The sequence below is a fragment of the Patescibacteria group bacterium genome (genome assembly GCA_041650995.1).
Classification (GTDB): domain Bacteria; phylum Patescibacteriota; class Patescibacteriia; order XYB2-FULL-38-15; family XYB2-FULL-38-15; genus JAHIRI01.
Genome location: JBAZJZ010000001.1, coordinates 69,050 through 85,462, shown reverse-complemented (window position 1 = coordinate 85,462; position 16,413 = coordinate 69,050). Strand labels below are relative to the sequence as shown.

The window sequence follows — 16,413 nt, the reverse complement described above, 5'->3', positions numbered from 1 at the left end:
TTTATCTTTCCGTTGCTGTTGTTTTTCTCCCCCATTTTTTAAAATATTTCAGCCAGCTTGCCAAATGGATTCTTGTAACTTTTTTAAAAATTGCGCTCCACCAATTTCCTTCGGCTGATTCGCGACGATGGAAATGAATCACGGAAATTTCTGGATCATAAACCACCTTCCATTTTTTCTCCCACATACTTCTGCATAAATCAACATCATCAAAATAAGCAAAATATCTTTCATCCAAAAAACCAACATCTTCCAGAGCCTTGCGCCGGATTAAAAGACAACCGCCTAAAAGCCAATCAACTTCTTTCGCGGAATTATGATCAAAATCTTTCATAAAATATTGATCCAGTTTCTTTTTAGCAAAATTAAACCGGCCGAGCGGCGTTCGGCGGTAAACCGGTTCCCAAAAATCTGGAAAACGATAACAAGAATATTGCAATGATTTGTCTGGATTTAAGAGTTTCGGTCCGACAATTCCCACGTCCTGCCTCTCGTCTAAAAACTGGATTAATTTTTCAAGAACACCGGAAAAAACAATAATATCCGGATTCATAATCATCACATAACGACCGCTTGCCTTTTGTATTCCCAAATTATTTCCCTTGGCATACCCCAAATTTTCTTCCGAAGAGATAAAATTAATATCCGGAAAATTTTCGCGCATCATCGCGGCTGTTCCATCGCCCGAGGCATTATCAACCACAATAATTTCATAATCCAATTTCGGCTGAACCATTTCAATGCCCTTTAGACATTCCTTTAGGAGTCCTCGCGCTTTGTAATTTAAAATGATGATTGATAAGTCCATATTTTAAGAAAACCATTTTTTTATTTCCGCCATATCCGCCTTTTTATTTTTCATAATCCATTTTCTTTTTTTCCACATCCTGGAAAATTTCTTGAAAAACTCCCCCAAACTCCCAAGTGTTCTCGTTTCAAAAATTAAAAGATAAATAAATTTTTTAAATTCATACCATTTTATTAGATAACCGTAGCGCCACCACACTCCCACCGGGACATCTTTCAGAAGAAAAAACAAATGATTTTTATAGGAGTGATAATTAACAAAAGACGATTTACTTTTTCGCGCTTTTACTACTGCAAAATCTGTTTTAGCTATGCTCCTCGCGGATCTGTCATGGTAGCCTCTGGCCGTGGGTATTAACCACGCTTTAAAACCGGCAAGCCGCAATCGATATGCAAGATCCAGATCTTCTTTATAACTAAAAAAATCTTCATCAAAAATTTCACCGTTAATTGCCACTTCGCTCAGAGCCGACCTCCGATAAACTGGTGCTGCCCCAGATATACCAAACACTTCCCGCGGCGCGCTCCATTCTTCCAAATCCATTTCCCCTGCCCCAAGTTCAATCGCCCGATGATTTTTAAAAATTTTTATGCCGACAGAATCAATCAAATCTGTTTTTTGGTTATTGGCAAAATCCCAATACAAAAGTTTTCCTGTTACAGCCGCCACCTCTTTATTATTATCTAAAAATTTAATTATTTCTTCCAAAAAATTTGGCTCCAAAATTATATCCTGATTCAACATTAAAACATAATCACCCTCTGTCGTGCGGATCGCCTGGTTGTGGCCGGCGGCAAACCCGATATTTTCTTCATTAAACTCCAGTCGACAGTTGGTAACGGGCAATAAGGAATTTTTCAAATATTCTACTGTGCCGTCAGTTGAACCATTGTCCAAAATAAATAATGAAAAATCGCGGAAAGTTTGTTTAGCAATCGAATCCAGGCAATGTGGTAAATACTTTTTCCCGTTCCAGGTTACTAAATTTATAGAAACTTTCATAATTACTTTCTCGCTTTTTCCGTTACCCAAAAACCCAAATACTTTCCGAGCATCAATCTTGTCTGCGCTTCAACAGCCGGAATTGCGCCAAACAAAATTAAAGACACCGGAAGCAATGCCCACTGCACAAGCATAATGACAAATTTAAACGGGCTTTGGTTTTTTGGTCGAGGCGGCAATAAAAATAAAAATAAAATTGCCGAAACAACCATGCCCAGCATTGCCGCGGTCAAAAGCCACTTTAAAACAAGAGGTGCGGTTTGAAAAAATGCCGTCGTTCCAATTTCATCTTTTCCGACCCAAAGCGGTAATTTACTTAAAACAAACATCAAGATCGGCGCGGTTGCCCAGGAATACATTCCCTCTCCTAAATTCCAGAGATATTTAACTCTTTTCCAAAAAGGAATTCTAGGAACCGAAATTTCTCCCTTGTCGGTTTTTAAAGTTCCGCGGGAAAAATGCCAAACCATGTAAGGAAAATGCTCCACTCCCCAAGCCCAACGCCGCTGCTGTTTATAAAGATTAACTAAGCTCCGCCAAGGCGTTTCTGCCATAACCGTATCCATGGAAACAGGGACATACATCGGCACCACTTCAAAATCTCCGCCATAACGGATGAAACATTGCAAAAAAATTCTTGAGTCGTCGGTCACAACATCTTTCTGCCAAAAATCAACATCAACAAGCGCCTTGAAGGCAATGCTGTGCGAAGAAAAAGTAAAAAGTCTATCGGGTTTCGCGAGTTCAGTTAAAAGCCAAAAGGTTGTACCAAAGGCCGCGACGCGCATCAGAGACATTGAGTCCCAAATATTGTTATTATAAAGCGCCACCGGCTGAAAAGCCGCGTGCTCACGTTTAGGATGAGTAATATATTTATACGCCAAGCAAGCAAAGTATTCTGGATGTACGCAGGTATCGCTGTCAAAATAAGAGACAACAATTTTTTCGTAAGGAATTTTAAGTTCATCAATCAATTCCTTGGCTTTAAATCCAGCCCAGTGCGCGTTTGCCCCCTTACCCTTGATTTCTCCAACCAAATTATCCGGGTGCATGGTAATAAGCAACTGATAAAATTTATCGCCGAATTCTTTTTTAATTATTTCAGCATTCTGCGAAAAAATTTCTTTATTTCTTTCTTCTCCGGAAAAAACCACAATCATTTTATCCAAAGCATAATGTGAGTTTTCCAAATTTTCAAAAGTGGAACGCAAAACCTCAATCGGTTCTTTGGACGTCGGTAAAACTATTAGATGATAATAATTCTGCCAGTCTGGCAATTTTTGAACTTTTTCCCGCCAGTTTGTTCCCACGTCTTTTTTAAAACGCCGCCAAGAAATCGCCATGTAGAAAACAAAATAAAGCACGCGAAAAAGCCAATAAATACAAAAAACTATGACAAAATAAATTACCCAAAGCGGCTTCCAGAAAGAAAGTAAAATTGCCAAAATAAAAGTAACCCAGACGAGTGCGCCTGGAATAATTTCCAATATTCTATACTTTGTCTTATCTTTTATCTTCATAAAATAAATTTCCCGAAAATTCAAAATGAAGCTTTGTTTTAGCCTAATTTATGTTTAAAGCTTATATCTTTTTACCATTTTTGTCAATCCCCGCTGAAGTCAAGGGGGAAGTTTGTTTCCGCTAAAAATATTAAAAAAATAAAAAAATAAGCCCGGTTAAATCCCAGACTTACTTTTTAAAATTACTTCAACTGTTTTTTGACGTCGCTCCACTTTGCCTTCAGATCTTTTATAACTGCCGCAACTTGGGTCTTTGCCAAATTCTTTCTTTTGCCATATTCCATAACCGCCTTTTCCACAATTTCATCATACTTTTCTTTACTCATCACTTTCATTTTTCCAACCGCTTCTAAAATTTTAGCGGAAAGTTCCGGGTGCGCTTTTTTAAATTCTTCCTGCCTTTGTTTACCGGTTTTTTTAGTTGTGAAAAGTGCGACAGCCGTGCCAATAAGGGCCCCGAGGAGCGCACCCTTCATGAATGTGTTTTTGCCCATAAAATTCTCAATTAAATATTATAGAATTTAGCTAAATTCTCTTATTGTTATTTTACCACAGATTAATAAATAAAAAAATCCCGTACCCTGTCCGAGGACAAAATACGGGATGAACCGCCCAGGTTCTCCTTGCCCAGCGGCTAACTGACTTCATGCGGCAATGTCCCAAATGTGGCCAGCGAGACTCAACGCGGCGAAACCAAGCGCCGCCCAAAGAGCGACGTTGGCAACGACAAGCGTCCAGTCGGCATGCGCCGCAAGTCCAATGACAGCCGCGCTCTGTAGCCACATCTTGATCTTGCCGAAAACGTTGGCCTTGCCCGATTTGCCGAGCTGGATTTTAATTGGCCGGCCAAGGCAAAGGACAATTTCAACCGTGAAGACGAGCCAGATGAGCACTGGCGGGAAGTGATCCCAGCCATAGCTCAGAAGCAATCCAACGATAAGCAGCTTGTCAGCGTAAGCGTCGAGCCACTCGCCATTTGAAGTCTGGTGATTTCGGATTCGTGCCATGGCGCCGTCCAACGCGTCCAGCAACACGGCTACAGAAAGAAAAACCACCGCTAGAATGTTCAAGCCATACCAAAGGCAGGCGACCACGGGCGCAACCATCGCAGCGCGAACGTAGGTCAAGTGATTGGGCTTGATCCAGGATGGGATTCGCTTGACGATCGGTTTTAATACCCGGTCTCCCCAGCCGACTTTCCTCTCCTCCATCACGCCCTCCCTCTTGTAACCGCTAGGCGCCTATTCGCCCAGGGCTTTAATCTGTCCTATCATAAATAAAAAATTTCCGCAAACAAAATACCCGCCTTTGGGCGAGTATTTAGTCGCGACTAAATATATTTTACACTTGCGGTGGTGGAGGCGGTGCGATCATTGTCGGAACTTTTTTAACCCGCAAAAGAATCGCTACGATAGCAAGACCATAGCCGAGCCAAAGCGTCCAGGAAGAAAAAATCGCCGGGTTAAATCGCATCGTGACAATGGCATCCAAAATCACGCCAACCACGAGCCATGAAATGCCGTAACCCAAAGCTAAACCATAACTTTTTGGCTTAACGTAACCAGCCAAAATGAAAGAGATAATGCCGGCAATAATAGCGTATCCAATGTTTAGCCAAGTTGATTCAGGAACTTTAAAACCAATAAAAATACAAACTATGACAAACATTAGCACCCAAAGAAGAGCGCCAAAACCAATGGCTTTTTTCCAATTCATAAATTCACCCCCTTCTTGATAAATTTATACCAAAACCCCGGAAATTAATCCGGGGTATAATTTTATTGCGCGAGCGGCAGCGCCGTCAAGTTCGTATTGCTAATCCCTAAACCTAACTCTCTCATAATTCTAAACGCGTCATCCGGCCGGCCAAGATAATATTTTTTTCTGTCTTTTGGATAAATGTAGTAAGCTTCGCCGTGCGATTGGACGTCAAGTAAAATTCTTCCGACAACGTGCGATGGGAAATAAGTTGTGTTCTGGATAAATTCGTGTGTGGCGCCGAGTCCCAACGTCCGCATCACATTAAACGCATCGGCCGGCCTCCCCAGGTAATATCCTTTTTGATTTACCGGATAATAGTAGTATGCCTCGCCATGTTTTTCCACGGCCAAGAAAATATATCCCAAATATTTCGCCAAACTTGCCGTAGAGGCCGAGCTGCCAGAAGTTCCGCTTGTTGTTCCCGAGGTGTTTGTCAGAGCCTTGCTTGTAATTTGCATCAAAACTTGCCCAACCCAACCAACTGTTCCGTCAGCCAATTCCACTTTATACCAACCGTCGGTTTCACCGATAACTTTAATGACTGACCCCTTGACCACGGTTTTCAAAATCGTGGAATTCACCGTGCATGGCTCATTTCTAACATAAGCACTAATAATAACTTCGCCGCGCAAATCGCGGTCGTAAATCGGATCACAGCCGCAACATTCCCCGGCCCTAACTTCCGCCGCTGGCCAAAAACCAACGACTAAGGCGGCCAAAACTACAATGGAAAATACTTGTTTTTTCATAATTTTAAGATTATGACTTAGCCGGACGCTGATTAAATTTTACCATTTTTAAAAATCAACGTCCATTTCCATTATAACGTTAATATACCCGTTTAAATTTCACGACAAAAACCGGCTCGTATTTATTTTCGTATTCATCAGTCACTTGGACCGTCTCCCCTTTCACGAAGGTATTTAAAGCTAAATCCGAAAGCATTTCCGCGTCGGTTTCCGTGTCCGCTTTCAAAGTTTCAAGTTCATTAAACTCGGAAGAAAAATCTCCTCGCACATCCATTTCAATTTTTTTCTTTTTTTCGCGAAGGGTTTTTAAATCTTCCACGATTTTTCCATAATCAGCGCTATTGGCCAACGCGTCTTTATACGCGGATCTTATTTCTTTTTGTTTCTTTTTTGTTTTTTGCATGCGGAGCCAAACTTCTTGAAGATTTGCCATACTTTGTAATGTTAAAAATTTAATCAAAAAACCGGTCGGAAAAATCTTTTTTCGCGAAGCCGGATTAATTTAAATATTTTTCCCAAACTTTTGGCCAAGGAAGTTCAATCGTTTTGGCCTCATCTTGCGTGGCCAATTTAAAAGAAAGTGAAGCGGCAAAAAGAGCAATAAATTTATCGGGCAGAGGTTTTGGCGCGCCATATTTTACATCGCCCAAAATCGGATGATTAATCGAAGCAAGCTGAGCGCGAATCTGGTGCGTCCGGCCTGTTCCCAATTTTATTTTTAAAAGTGAATTTTCTTTGCCGGAAGAAACTTGTTCCCAAAAAAGCTCAGCGCGTTTTGTTCCGGGCACTTCGCACGTAAAAACTTCTGCAACGTTTTTCTTTTCATCTTTTTTCAAAAAACTTACAATCTTGCCGCTTTTCTCTTTCATTTTTCCGACGACAACCGCAAAATAATATTTTTCCACACTTCGCTCGCGAAACTGCGCAGAGAGCCTTGAGGCACCTTTGCCCGTCTTCGCAAAAAGCACGACACCGCCGACCGGACGATCCAGCCGATGCACAAGTCCCAAAAAAACATTGCCCGATTTTTTATATTTTTCTTTCAAATATTTTTTTACTTCATCCATTAAACAGGGATCACCAGTTTTATCTCCTTGCACAAGCATCCCAGCTGGTTTTTCCACCACGATCAAATGATTATCTTCATATAAAACATTCAACTTCATATTTAAGAATTCCACCTCGCAAAAATTCCGCAAGGCAAGAGCCGGCCGCTTTTTTCTTCAATTGTCAATTCTCCCGCCTCGAGTGTTCCGCCATATTTTTTAACGAGCGGCAACAAATTATTTTTATAAGCAGTCGCCGAATATCCTGAAGCATAACCATTTATCAGAAAAAATAGAGGCTTTTCGGAAAGTAATTTAAAACACAAATCCATTAATTCTAAAAAATTATCTTCAATTTTCCAAAGTTCACCGCCTGGACCGTGACCAAACGCCGGCGGATCCAAAATAATTCCCTCATAGCGATGGCCGCGTTTAATTTCCCGTTTTACGAATTTCACCGCGTCTTCCAAAATCCAGCGAATCGGTTTTTTATCTAATTTTGACAAAGCCGCGTTATCTCGCGCCCAGGTAATCGCAACTTTTGATCCATCCAAGTGGCATACTTCCGCGCCAGCCGCGGCCGCGGCAAGCGTCGCGCCGCCCGTATAGCCAAAAAGATTTAAGACTGAAACTTTTCTTTTCGCCTTACCGACCAAATTTTTAATCCATTCCCAATTTCCGACTTGTTCCGGAAAAATTCCCAAATGTTTAAAAGTCGTGGGTTTTATCCAAAAATCCAAACCCGCCAAATTTATCTGCCAACGACCGGGAACTTCACGCTTTATTTTCCATTCTGCCGATTCCGCGCTGCGCTTAAATTCGCCGTCCACTTTTTTCCACGCGGCCAAATTTAATTTTGGCCAAAGGGCCTGCGGATCCGGGCGCGAAAAAACAAACCGCCCATAGCGTTCCAATTTTTTTCCCTCTCCGGAATCAATTAGCTCGTAATCAGCCGAGGGTTTAGTTTTTAGGATTATATAGTCGGACATATTTGATTATGACATTTTATCTTCCATTTTGCCGCTGCTAGGATTATAAATTTTATGATCAATATCTTTTAAAAAATTGACATCAAATGGATATTTAGCTTTTGGATGATGCCACAAAACTGGTTTGACGTTTTCTAATGTAAAACTAGTAAGATTTTTCATTATTAACAAGCCCGACATCTTGGTGTTTTGAATGCCTGTTCCTGGATGTACAATAATTCCATCAAATGTACGTCCCTGCTTAATTGTCCTTGTGCCATTAGCATCAGTGACAGATTGAACCGTCCGCTTACCAAATAATGCGCTTATAGCCACTTCATCGCTATAGAATATACTGTCGCTAATTACATTTAACACAATAATAAAAGGTAATCTTAAATTGCCATACTTTTTGCTTTTTTTCGAAACGGTTTCCTTAATCTCTTCGTCTAATTCAATTTGTTTAATAGGGTAATTAATGCTCCCAATATTCCTAGAAGGAAATCTATCTTGATAATGACGAGCCTCCGCCTCAATGGGAGAAGCAATAAAGTTTAATTTCCAATTATTTTCTCTATACTCCCATTTTGGATATTGCTCTTCATCTTTTTCTAGAACTTCGCAGTAATCCAGGCAATTTAATTGTTTCTCGATACACTCTTTTATTTTTTTCGTGGAGGGCGGCCGATTAGAATCAACTGATTCTATTTCAACTAAGATTAAAAAATTTTGTGATTCAATAGTATTTATGGAATCAAGTATGGTTGCTTCGAATTTTTTTACACGACCCCTATCTCTACGACCATAAACCATAGCGGCTTCTGCAAAAAATAAGGGCTTACCATCGTCCAATACTAAAAATTCTGGATGCTTGGCGGATTCTGTCTCTGGATGATTCTCAATTTTATTATAACCACTTTTTAATAAAAAATTGTGCAAATAAAGTTCAGTAATAGCTCCAAGATGCTGCTCATCACTCTGAGAACAGAATCGCCCTTTAAAATCTTTTATGGCAGACGGGTATCTAATGCAATATTCTCTAAACCACAAATCTAGACATTTTCGTGCATTTTCACAACCTTCACGTGCTGATTTATTTAAGTAATCAAACTCGGATTCCGTATAGTTAGCTGGGCCATCGTAAGTTCTATTAAAATTATCAAATAAAGTATTACCCATATTAAAAAACAACTACCACGAGCCAAGGAAAAGTGTAGAACAAGAATCTGTACTTTTCTTTGGCTCCGGGACTTGGATTCGAAGGCTCCTCGTTAGTTTGAAATTTTTTTCTTACTTCTTATAATACCCACAATGCCAATGACAACTACTATAAGTCCGAGCAATTGTCCTCCTGGGCTATCATCAAATTCCCCATATACAAACATAAAAACACCAAGCAGTATAGCAAAAACAAAACACAGTATTCTAATTATGTTTTTATTCATATTTAATGGCTCCGGGACTTGGATTCGAAGGCTCCTCGGTGCCGGAAGGACAAAGCGGCCGGTTCGGGGGCTCGGTTGAATCGCCCGTCCGCGAGATCAAGGGAAAGTCTGGGTCGATACCCAAACTTTCCCTTGGCTCCGGGACTTGGATTCGAACCAAGATAAACAGCTTCAAAGGCTGCTGTCCTGCCATTAGACGATCCCGGAATGAAATAAAAAAACAGACATTTCAGCTTGTCTGTATTTTATCTTTTTTCTTTTAAACTTTCAAGTACCGGCCGACCGCCAGACTGCTTGTCACCATATTCAGAAGAACTACGCCCACAAACTGCCAGCCAAAAATCTGCAGAAAATTATTTGAAAAATATCCGAGTAAATTGAATTCTGAACCGCCGAAAAATCCTGCCAAATACGGCTCGGCAAAACCGATTGCCGGAAAGGTAATTAAAACCGTGAAAAGCACGGCAAAAATTCCGTAAAAAATTCCGCTCGCGACATAAGGCGCCCGGACAAACCAGTTGGCCGCGCCGACTAATTTCATCACCCCAATTTCTTCGCGATGCGTGTAGATCGTCATACGGACCGTGTTAAACCCGATCAAAACCGCGATCACGGCGAAAAGTCCGGCGAGACCCGCACCTGTTGTCTTTGCTTTTTCCGAAATGGAATCAATTTTTTTAATTACGACTTCGTGATCTTCAAAATTTTTCTCTTGAATAATATTGACGTATTGCGCGGCGTCAAAAACTTTCAAAATCTCCGGATAATCCGCCGTGTTATGCGCCCGGATTACAAGCGTCGCTCCCAGGGGATTTTCTCCGACTTCTTCAAGCGATTCTTTAATTATCGCGTCGTTTTTATGTTTTTTTTCAAATTCTCGGAGTGCTTCTTCGGGCGAAACATATTTCACGCCCTTCACTGTAGATAAACTTAGAAGATATGATTTTATATTTCCGATTTCGCTTTCCGCCACTCCCTGCTTAAAATAAATACTGACATCAATTTTATTTTCCACTTCGGCTACCGCAGTTTTCGTCAAAAAATTCAAAGTTATTAAAAAATTTATGGAAACCAATGTCAAAACCAAAACTACTATCGTGGCCGTGGAAAGCCAAAAATTTCTCCAGAAATCCTGAGAAGAAAATTTTAGAATACGTAATAACGCCGAGAACATTATTAGAAAATTACCTAATTACCATTAATTACCTAATTACAGATTGTAGTGAAGTAATTGGGTAATTAGTAATTGAGTAATTACATTGAAAAATTATAGAACGTATTTCCCAACTTCCTGATCACTGATAACCGTCCCCTGCTCGAGTGTCACAACTCTTCGCCGCAAGGAATTCACCAGCTCCCGATTGTGAGAAACTAAAATAACTGTCGTGCCAAACTCATTTATTTTCAAAAGTAAATCGGCAATCTCTCTTGTGTTAATGGAATCTAAATTTCCTGTCGGCTCATCGGCAACCAAAATTTTCGGCCGGTGGATAAGAGCGCGGGCAATGGCTACTCTCTGCTGTTCACCGCCAGAAACCTGTTTTGGATAGCGGCCAGATTTTTCTTCCAAACCCACAATGCGCAAAACCTGCGGAACAATCGTTTTTATTCTGTGGGATGACGCGCCGCAAACTTCCAGGGCAAAAGCAACATTTTCAAAAATAGTTTTTTTAGGCAATAATTTAAAATCCTGAAAAATAACTCCGATCTGCCGGCGAAGCGTCGGAATTTCAGAACGCCTGATTTTTGTGATATCCCAGTCGGAAATAGTTATTTTTCCTCGCGTTGGACGCTCCTCCGCAGTCAAAAGTTTTATAAGAGTTGTCTTGCCTGTTCCTGACTGACCCACAATAGAAACAAACTCTCCGGCGTTAATTTTCAAATTAACACCATCCAGAGCGGTTATATTTGGAGGATAAATTTTTTCTATGCCTCGAAACTCAATCATATTAAATCATTATACGTGATTCTTTTTAAAATGCCAACCTTAAAACTTCGGACTTGATTTTTCTTCTAAAATATCCTAGAATTAGATTAATATTTACAAAAAAGCGCGGGATTAGTATAGTGGCAGTATGCGACCTTCCCAAGGTTGAGGCGCCGGTTCGATTCCGGTATCCCGCTTTGCCGACGTAGCTCAGCCAGCAGAGCAATGCTTTCGTAAAGCAGAGGTCGTGGGTGCAAATCCCACCGTCGGCTCCAGAAAACAGCAATTCATTTTTTGAAGGCTGTTTTTTGATTATCAATTTTTCTTTTTCTATAATTTAACGCACTGCCAAACCCTTGCCTTTTCTAGTTCTTCAGTCAAGAAATCATCTAAACTTTTTGTCCTAATCAAGATATGGCTGGCCCGCACCTCGCTCACTTCACCTGCTTCATCTTTTATCTGCTCCGTAACTTTAATAACATGATAACCATATTCTGTTAAAACTAAACTGCTTGTCTCGCCGACTCCTAAAGAAAACGCCGCTGTTTCAAATTCCTTAACCATTGTTCCTTTGCCAAAATAGCCCAAATCACCTCCGTCTTCCGCGGTCGCGTCTTCACCGTATTCTTTAGCTAAATCTTCAAAACTTTTTTCTCCTTTTTTAATTTCAGCTAAAACATCTTCTGCTTTTTTCTTCGCTTCCTGATTTAAAGTTTCATCTTTTGAGATTGCCTCCTGTAATTTTTGCTGCACAAGAAATGGCTTCAAAACTTTTTCTTTAAATTCTTCAATTCCCCAGCCGTATTGCTCCTCCAAGGTTTGCTCAACACTTTCCCTTGATTCGCTCTGATCAACAATGTTTTGAATTTCCTTCTCTAAATCTTCATCATAAATTTTTATGCCGTATTTTTTTGCCAACTGATATGAAAGTTCATTTTTAACAAGCCTGTCCAAAACCTGCTTTTTTATTTCCTTATCATCCGGAATGGCCGCGCCAAGATCTTCTCCCTGGCTAGCAAAAAAAGTCTTCAAGGTTTCCACGTCATCAGCATAATCGTAATACCCGATCATCCGCCAATTAACAAACACCGCCGGGTACGGCGCCACTTTGGTAATTTTTGCGACAATCTCGCCGCTCCAGCCGAAACGATAGATTCCAACGCCAAAAATAACCGCAGCTAAAATTACAACGCTCAACACGCCAAGTCCGAGGCCCAAAAAAAACTTTTTCAATCCGTCCTTTTTTAAATTTTGTGGAAGTTCCGCCGTTTTAGCAGTTTCGGGATTATTTTCCAAAATTCCCACTTCCTTTTCCTGATTTTCGTTTGAAGATAAATCCATAAATGTTTTTAATCTTTAATATTTAACTTTTAAAAAAATAATTCCACCACTTTTGGGGATTACTAAATGTCTGGTTGCCGACCGCTGACTCTTTTTGATCCCCGCTATTTGCGCTTTCTACACCTGTTCCGGGAACAATCACGACCGATTCCCCTGGTTTTTGTAAATTAAATTTCAACCGAGCTTCCTGTTCCAAAAAATCGTCTGTACTCAAGAAATTTAAAAAACTTTCAAGTTCGTTATCTTTCGCCTCAAGCCGCGCTATTTCATCCCCTGTCTCTTTTATTTCCCTGTCAATTTCCCGGCTTTCTAAAAATTTCTTTCCAAAAGAAAAAATTAAAAATCCCAAAACAATAACACCTAAAAATAAAAAGAGTTTTGAGGAAATAACTCGCTTGGCATTCAATTCTTTCTTCATAATTCAAAAGGATTTACTCTCTAAGTATATCATTTTTAGGAATGCGGGTCGAGCTCTCTTCTTTCTGGCCAATATTTTTTATTTCTTCAAGTCTTTTTAATTTTGCCTGACGGATTTTATCTCTAATTAAATTATCAATTTCCTCAAGTTGCCTTTCGTCGAGGTCAGCAATATTTTCTTTAATAATTTTAAATTCCTCATCATTCGGCGGAGCAATGGACAAATCCGGAGTTCCGTCCGGCTTGCGCCGCGTGGGATGGAGCAGGTCGGAAATAAGTTGCTGGGTAACTTCTGGGGCGCGGACATTTTTTATTTCAAGACCCGTGTCCGTATCAGCAATTTGGATTCTAACATCGCCATAGCGAAAAATCGTCTGCCAAATTCCTTTGCGGCGGTGGGAAACATCTTGGATTGTTTCTAGCGCCGCTTCGGAAACAATCCGTTCGAAAAATCCTCTCTGGTCAAGATCGATAACTCGCCGGTTTGTAATAATGAAAGCGTTGTAATACCAAACGATAAAAATTTTTAGGGCAAAAATTACGCCAAGTAAAATCGGAAAAAGAAAAAGTGCCACGCCCCAATAGCCCCATTTGAAAAGTGGAAAAATAAAAAAGAATGGCAAAACTAAAAGTAAAATCACGGCCAAAATTTTTGGCCAAAGTGTCAGACCGTAATGCCGAACAACGGCAATAATTTCCTCACCAGCTTTGAGGCTTATTTTTTTGATGATTAAATCTTTCATTATTTTTTTCTTAAAATTTCCCTGACTTTTCCCCGGTCATCCCATGGAATTTTTTTATTATTGGCTACGCAAATCGCCTGCTCCGATCCCTTGCCGGTAATAATCACCAAATCGTTTTCACGGGCAAGACTTAATGCCTTAGTAATAGCTTCGCCGCGGTCCAAAATTTTAAATAAATTCACACCATCTTCTTTGCTCGTCGCTCCGGCCGCCACTTGATTTATAATTTCCATTGGATTTTCATCGTAGGGATCTTCGTTCGTAATTATAACATAGTCGGCGTTCTCTCCGGCGATTCGTCCCAAAATCGGCCGACGAGATTTATCTCTCCCGCCGCCAGCCGAACCGAGGACATGAATAATTTTTCCTCTAGAAACCATAAATTGCGGACCACACGCGGTTTCATAAAGTTTTTCCATTGAAGCCGGCTCTGGCGCGTAATCAACTAAAATTTTAAAATTCTGTCCTCCATCAATAAACTCCATCCGACCTGGCACACCGCGAACTTCTGCCAGTGATTTTGAAATAATTTCCAGACTTAATCCTTGCGACAAACCGACTGCCGCCGCAGCCAAAGAATTATAAACATTAAATTCGCCCAACAAATGAATTATGAAGTTGGAAGTTTGAAGCTTAAAGATGGAACCGCCTGGCCCCATTTCCACATTTTCGGCTTCAACAATTTTGAAATTTGGATTTTGAAATTTATTTGGAATTTGTAATTTTGGATTTTGGATTTTATAACCATATTTTTCATCCGCCGGAAATTCCGCAAAATATTCCGCATGCTCGTCATCAAGATTTACCACACTAACTTTGGACACCGTTTTCTCGTCAATCATTTTTTTTGGCTTCGCCGTCAGATGCGCGAAAAATTTCCCTTTGGCTTTTTTATAATTAAGAAAGCCCCCGTGTGCTTCAATATGTTCTGGTGTTAAATTAGTAAAAACCGCGACATCATAATTTACGCCGAGATGCCTGAATTGCTCTACGCCTTGCGAAGACGTCTCAATAACCGCGTACCGACATCCGGCCGCGACCATTCGCCGCAATAATTTTTGCAAAGCAAATCGGCCGAGCATGGTCATCTTTTTTTTATTCAAACATTCTTTGTCCGCCACTTTAAAACCAACCGTAGAAGTTGACCCGACTTTAAAACCGGCACCCTCAAACATTTTTGCGATTAAGTGCACGGTCGTGGATTTTCCGTTCGTGCCGGTCACACCAATCACTACGAGTTTATTTGATGGAAAACCATAAAAAATATTCGCCGCGAGAGCGAGCGTCTTATGATACCACCGGAGCAAAAATCCCGGAATAATTTTTTTTATTAATTCTTTTATATTCATTTTATTTTTTTAACTTCTCTCAAAAATTGATCTCCTCTATCAAACTCATTTTTAAACATTCCAAAACTGGCGGCGGCGAGAGACAATAAGACCACGTCGCCGCGTGTGGCAAATTTTTGCGCGGTTTCGACGGCGTCAGACATACTGCGGACGACAATAATTGGTAATCGGTAATTGGTAATTAGTAATTGCTTTTGGAGTTTGGGGGTCGCGGTGCCAGATAAAAGCACGACTGCCTTGGTATATTTTTTAATTTCCGGCGCCAGATTTTTAAAATTCAAATTCTTGTCCGCTCCGCCGGCGATCAAAACAATATTTATTCCACCAATCGCTCGCAACGCCGCGATCGTCGCCTCGGGCATCGTAGCTGTCGTATCATTATAATATTTCACGCCGTGAATCTCACGCACAAATTCTAGCCGACCAGGAACTCCACGAAAGTTTTCCACGGCCTTTTTTATTTTCACTGTGGGCAAATCTAAAATTTTTCCCACTGCCACGGCTGCGGCAACATTTTCTAAATTATGTTCTCCTAAAATTTTTATTTTCCATTTGCGTGAAACGTCGTTTAAGGAAAACCAAACCACTTTGCTTGGCGCCCGTTTCGCCATTTTCTTGCACCATGCGCAATTTTTATTCAACACCAAAAAATCATTTTTTTTCTGATTGGCAAAAATTGCTTCTTTATCATAAACATATTTTGCCATACTATTTTTATAATAGTTCTGGTGGTCGGGATAAATATTTGTTACGACTGAAATTTCCGGACTAATTTTTAAATCCCGCCAACCCTGCAGTTGCCAGCTTGAAAGTTCCAAAACCGCGAGATCATTTTTTTTAACTTTCTCTAAAAGCGGAAGCGTGGCCATGCCACGGACATTGCCGCCGAAATACGTTTTTTTACCGGTTGCTTTGGCAATTTCATAAATTAAATTTGAGGTCGTTGTTTTTCCGCGCGTTCCCGTAATGCCAATAATTTTACCTTCTGTCTCGCGGGCAAATAATGCATCATCCATAAAAATTGGCACTCCATTTTTCTTGGCTTCGGCAATAAAAGGCGAATTAAGCGGCGCGCCTGCGGCCTTAAAAACCATATCAACATTTTTAAAATCTTGCAGTCGATGTTTTCCTAAGATAAATTTAACCGGATACGCTCCCTTTTTATTTTTCAAAAATTTTTTAATTTCCCGAACTGACAACGCCAAATCTTTCGCACTCTTTAAATCAGTTACAGTCACTCTCGCACCCTTTCCCGCTAAATATTTTACAACACCAACTCCCCGCCCCAAAAGGCCGAGCCCCATTACAGTTATTTTTTTATCTTTAAATTCCATATT

General features: G+C 40.4%; 19 protein-coding genes and 3 tRNA genes. 2 read left to right on the top strand and 20 right to left on the bottom strand.

The window, feature by feature from the left end; genetic code table 11:
• Window position 1 precedes the first annotated feature (1 nt).
• From WC445_00435 to ftsE, 15 genes are all read right to left on the bottom strand, one after another.
• Complete coding sequence (locus WC445_00435; protein ID MFA5128417.1) at window positions 2-808, bottom strand: glycosyltransferase family 2 protein; 807 nt, start codon at window positions 806-808, stop codon at window positions 2-4.
• 3 nt (window positions 809-811) lie between these two features.
• A complete protein-coding gene (locus tag WC445_00430; protein ID MFA5128416.1) occupies window positions 812-1,810 on the bottom strand; it encodes a glycosyltransferase family 2 protein in 999 nt (332 codons plus the stop codon).
• 2 nt (window positions 1,811-1,812) lie between these two features.
• Window positions 1,813-3,330: a glycosyltransferase family 2 protein gene (locus tag WC445_00425; GenBank protein ID MFA5128415.1), complete on the bottom strand. Its 1,518-nt coding sequence runs from the start codon at window positions 3,328-3,330 to the stop codon at window positions 1,813-1,815.
• A gap of 182 nt (window positions 3,331-3,512) precedes the next feature.
• The gene (locus WC445_00420; GenBank protein ID MFA5128414.1) at window positions 3,513-3,824 is read right to left on the bottom strand and encodes a YtxH domain-containing protein; all 312 of its coding nucleotides are present in this window, start codon (window positions 3,822-3,824) and stop codon (window positions 3,513-3,515) included.
• 150 nt (window positions 3,825-3,974) lie between these two features.
• Window positions 3,975-4,436 carry a CDP-alcohol phosphatidyltransferase family protein gene (locus tag WC445_00415; protein ID MFA5128413.1) on the bottom strand — a complete coding sequence of 154 codons (462 nt, stop codon included), beginning with the start codon at window positions 4,434-4,436 and terminating at the stop codon, window positions 3,975-3,977.
• Window positions 4,437-4,671: 235 nt separating this feature from the next.
• Window positions 4,672-5,046, bottom strand: coding sequence for a hypothetical protein (locus tag WC445_00410; GenBank protein ID MFA5128412.1), 375 nt, complete (start codon window positions 5,044-5,046; stop codon window positions 4,672-4,674).
• Between the two features lie 62 nt (window positions 5,047-5,108).
• The gene (locus tag WC445_00405) at window positions 5,109-5,840 is read right to left on the bottom strand and encodes an SH3 domain-containing protein (protein MFA5128411.1); all 732 of its coding nucleotides are present in this window, start codon (window positions 5,838-5,840) and stop codon (window positions 5,109-5,111) included.
• A 79-nt stretch (window positions 5,841-5,919) separates the two neighbouring features.
• Window positions 5,920-6,273 (bottom strand): hypothetical protein, encoded by a 354-nt coding sequence (locus WC445_00400; protein MFA5128410.1) that lies wholly within the window; start codon window positions 6,271-6,273, stop codon window positions 5,920-5,922.
• 64 nt (window positions 6,274-6,337) lie between these two features.
• Window positions 6,338-7,006, bottom strand: a complete 669-nt coding sequence (locus tag WC445_00395; protein MFA5128409.1) for an RNA pseudouridine synthase — start codon at window positions 7,004-7,006, stop codon at window positions 6,338-6,340.
• A 2-nt stretch (window positions 7,007-7,008) separates the two neighbouring features.
• Window positions 7,009-7,875: a class I SAM-dependent methyltransferase gene (locus WC445_00390; GenBank protein MFA5128408.1), complete on the bottom strand. Its 867-nt coding sequence runs from the start codon at window positions 7,873-7,875 to the stop codon at window positions 7,009-7,011.
• Between the two features lie 6 nt (window positions 7,876-7,881).
• On the bottom strand, window positions 7,882-9,033 hold the full coding sequence (locus WC445_00385) for a hypothetical protein (protein MFA5128407.1): 1,152 nt from the start codon (window positions 9,031-9,033) through the stop codon (window positions 7,882-7,884).
• 92 nt (window positions 9,034-9,125) lie between these two features.
• Window positions 9,126-9,299 (bottom strand): hypothetical protein, encoded by a 174-nt coding sequence (locus tag WC445_00380; protein MFA5128406.1) that lies wholly within the window; start codon window positions 9,297-9,299, stop codon window positions 9,126-9,128.
• Between the two features lie 133 nt (window positions 9,300-9,432).
• Window positions 9,433-9,506 (bottom strand) — tRNA-Gln (locus tag WC445_00375).
• 52 nt (window positions 9,507-9,558) lie between these two features.
• Window positions 9,559-10,473, bottom strand: a complete 915-nt coding sequence (locus WC445_00370) for an ABC transporter permease (protein ID MFA5128405.1) — start codon at window positions 10,471-10,473, stop codon at window positions 9,559-9,561.
• A 93-nt stretch (window positions 10,474-10,566) separates the two neighbouring features.
• On the bottom strand, window positions 10,567-11,247 hold the full coding sequence (ftsE, locus tag WC445_00365; GenBank protein ID MFA5128404.1) for a cell division ATP-binding protein FtsE: 681 nt from the start codon (window positions 11,245-11,247) through the stop codon (window positions 10,567-10,569).
• Window positions 11,248-11,352: 105 nt separating this feature from the next.
• Between ftsE and WC445_00360 the strand changes: the two genes are divergently transcribed.
• A tRNA-Gly gene (locus WC445_00360) sits at window positions 11,353-11,423 on the top strand.
• Between the two features lie 2 nt (window positions 11,424-11,425).
• A tRNA-Thr gene (locus WC445_00355) sits at window positions 11,426-11,501 on the top strand.
• 55 nt (window positions 11,502-11,556) lie between these two features.
• Here WC445_00355 and WC445_00350 read toward each other — a convergent pair.
• The 5 genes from WC445_00350 to murD are packed head-to-tail and all read right to left on the bottom strand — an operon-like array spanning window position 11,557 to window position 16,410.
• A complete protein-coding gene (locus tag WC445_00350) occupies window positions 11,557-12,567 on the bottom strand; it encodes a peptidylprolyl isomerase (protein MFA5128403.1) in 1,011 nt (336 codons plus the stop codon).
• 22 nt (window positions 12,568-12,589) lie between these two features.
• Window positions 12,590-12,985, bottom strand: a complete 396-nt coding sequence (locus WC445_00345) for a septum formation initiator family protein (protein ID MFA5128402.1) — start codon at window positions 12,983-12,985, stop codon at window positions 12,590-12,592.
• Window positions 12,986-12,998: 13 nt separating this feature from the next.
• The gene (locus WC445_00340) at window positions 12,999-13,727 is read right to left on the bottom strand and encodes a PH domain-containing protein (protein ID MFA5128401.1); all 729 of its coding nucleotides are present in this window, start codon (window positions 13,725-13,727) and stop codon (window positions 12,999-13,001) included.
• On the bottom strand, window positions 13,727-15,076 hold the full coding sequence (locus WC445_00335) for a UDP-N-acetylmuramoyl-L-alanyl-D-glutamate--2,6-diaminopimelate ligase (GenBank protein ID MFA5128400.1): 1,350 nt from the start codon (window positions 15,074-15,076) through the stop codon (window positions 13,727-13,729). The genes WC445_00340 and WC445_00335 overlap by 1 nt, the downstream gene beginning before the upstream one ends.
• Window positions 15,073-16,410: a UDP-N-acetylmuramoyl-L-alanine--D-glutamate ligase gene (gene murD / locus WC445_00330; protein ID MFA5128399.1), complete on the bottom strand. Its 1,338-nt coding sequence runs from the start codon at window positions 16,408-16,410 to the stop codon at window positions 15,073-15,075. The genes WC445_00335 and murD overlap by 4 nt, the downstream gene beginning before the upstream one ends.
• Between the last annotated feature and the right edge of the window lie 3 nt (window positions 16,411-16,413).

Bases quoted from the DNA above. Each gene is read 5' to 3' on its own strand.
- WC445_00435 (MFA5128417.1), bottom strand. From the start codon at position 808: ATGGACTTATCAATCATCATTTTAAATTACAAAGCGCGAGGACTCCTA.
- WC445_00380 (MFA5128406.1), bottom strand. From the start codon at position 9,299: ATGAATAAAAACATAATTAGAATACTGTGTTTTGTTTTTGCTATACTG.
- WC445_00340 (MFA5128401.1), bottom strand. From the start codon at position 13,727: ATGAAAGATTTAATCATCAAAAAAATAAGCCTCAAAGCTGGTGAGGAA.
- WC445_00425 (MFA5128415.1), bottom strand. From the start codon at position 3,330: ATGAAGATAAAAGATAAGACAAAGTATAGAATATTGGAAATTATTCCA.
- WC445_00390 (MFA5128408.1), bottom strand. From the start codon at position 7,875: ATGTCCGACTATATAATCCTAAAAACTAAACCCTCGGCTGATTACGAG.
- WC445_00410 (MFA5128412.1), bottom strand. From the start codon at position 5,046: ATGAATTGGAAAAAAGCCATTGGTTTTGGCGCTCTTCTTTGGGTGCTA.
- murD (MFA5128399.1), bottom strand. From the start codon at position 16,410: ATGGAATTTAAAGATAAAAAAATAACTGTAATGGGGCTCGGCCTTTTG.
- WC445_00405 (MFA5128411.1), bottom strand. From the start codon at position 5,840: ATGAAAAAACAAGTATTTTCCATTGTAGTTTTGGCCGCCTTAGTCGTT.
- WC445_00430 (MFA5128416.1), bottom strand. From the start codon at position 1,810: ATGAAAGTTTCTATAAATTTAGTAACCTGGAACGGGAAAAAGTATTTA.
- WC445_00335 (MFA5128400.1), bottom strand. From the start codon at position 15,076: ATGAATATAAAAGAATTAATAAAAAAAATTATTCCGGGATTTTTGCTC.
- WC445_00415 (MFA5128413.1), bottom strand. From the start codon at position 4,436: ATGGTTGCGCCCGTGGTCGCCTGCCTTTGGTATGGCTTGAACATTCTA.
- WC445_00420 (MFA5128414.1), bottom strand. From the start codon at position 3,824: ATGGGCAAAAACACATTCATGAAGGGTGCGCTCCTCGGGGCCCTTATT.
- ftsE (MFA5128404.1), bottom strand. From the start codon at position 11,247: ATGATTGAGTTTCGAGGCATAGAAAAAATTTATCCTCCAAATATAACC.
- WC445_00400 (MFA5128410.1), bottom strand. From the start codon at position 6,273: ATGGCAAATCTTCAAGAAGTTTGGCTCCGCATGCAAAAAACAAAAAAG.
- WC445_00370 (MFA5128405.1), bottom strand. From the start codon at position 10,473: ATGTTCTCGGCGTTATTACGTATTCTAAAATTTTCTTCTCAGGATTTC.
- WC445_00350 (MFA5128403.1), bottom strand. From the start codon at position 12,567: ATGGATTTATCTTCAAACGAAAATCAGGAAAAGGAAGTGGGAATTTTG.
- WC445_00345 (MFA5128402.1), bottom strand. From the start codon at position 12,985: ATGAAGAAAGAATTGAATGCCAAGCGAGTTATTTCCTCAAAACTCTTT.
- WC445_00395 (MFA5128409.1), bottom strand. From the start codon at position 7,006: ATGAAGTTGAATGTTTTATATGAAGATAATCATTTGATCGTGGTGGAA.
- WC445_00385 (MFA5128407.1), bottom strand. From the start codon at position 9,033: ATGGGTAATACTTTATTTGATAATTTTAATAGAACTTACGATGGCCCA.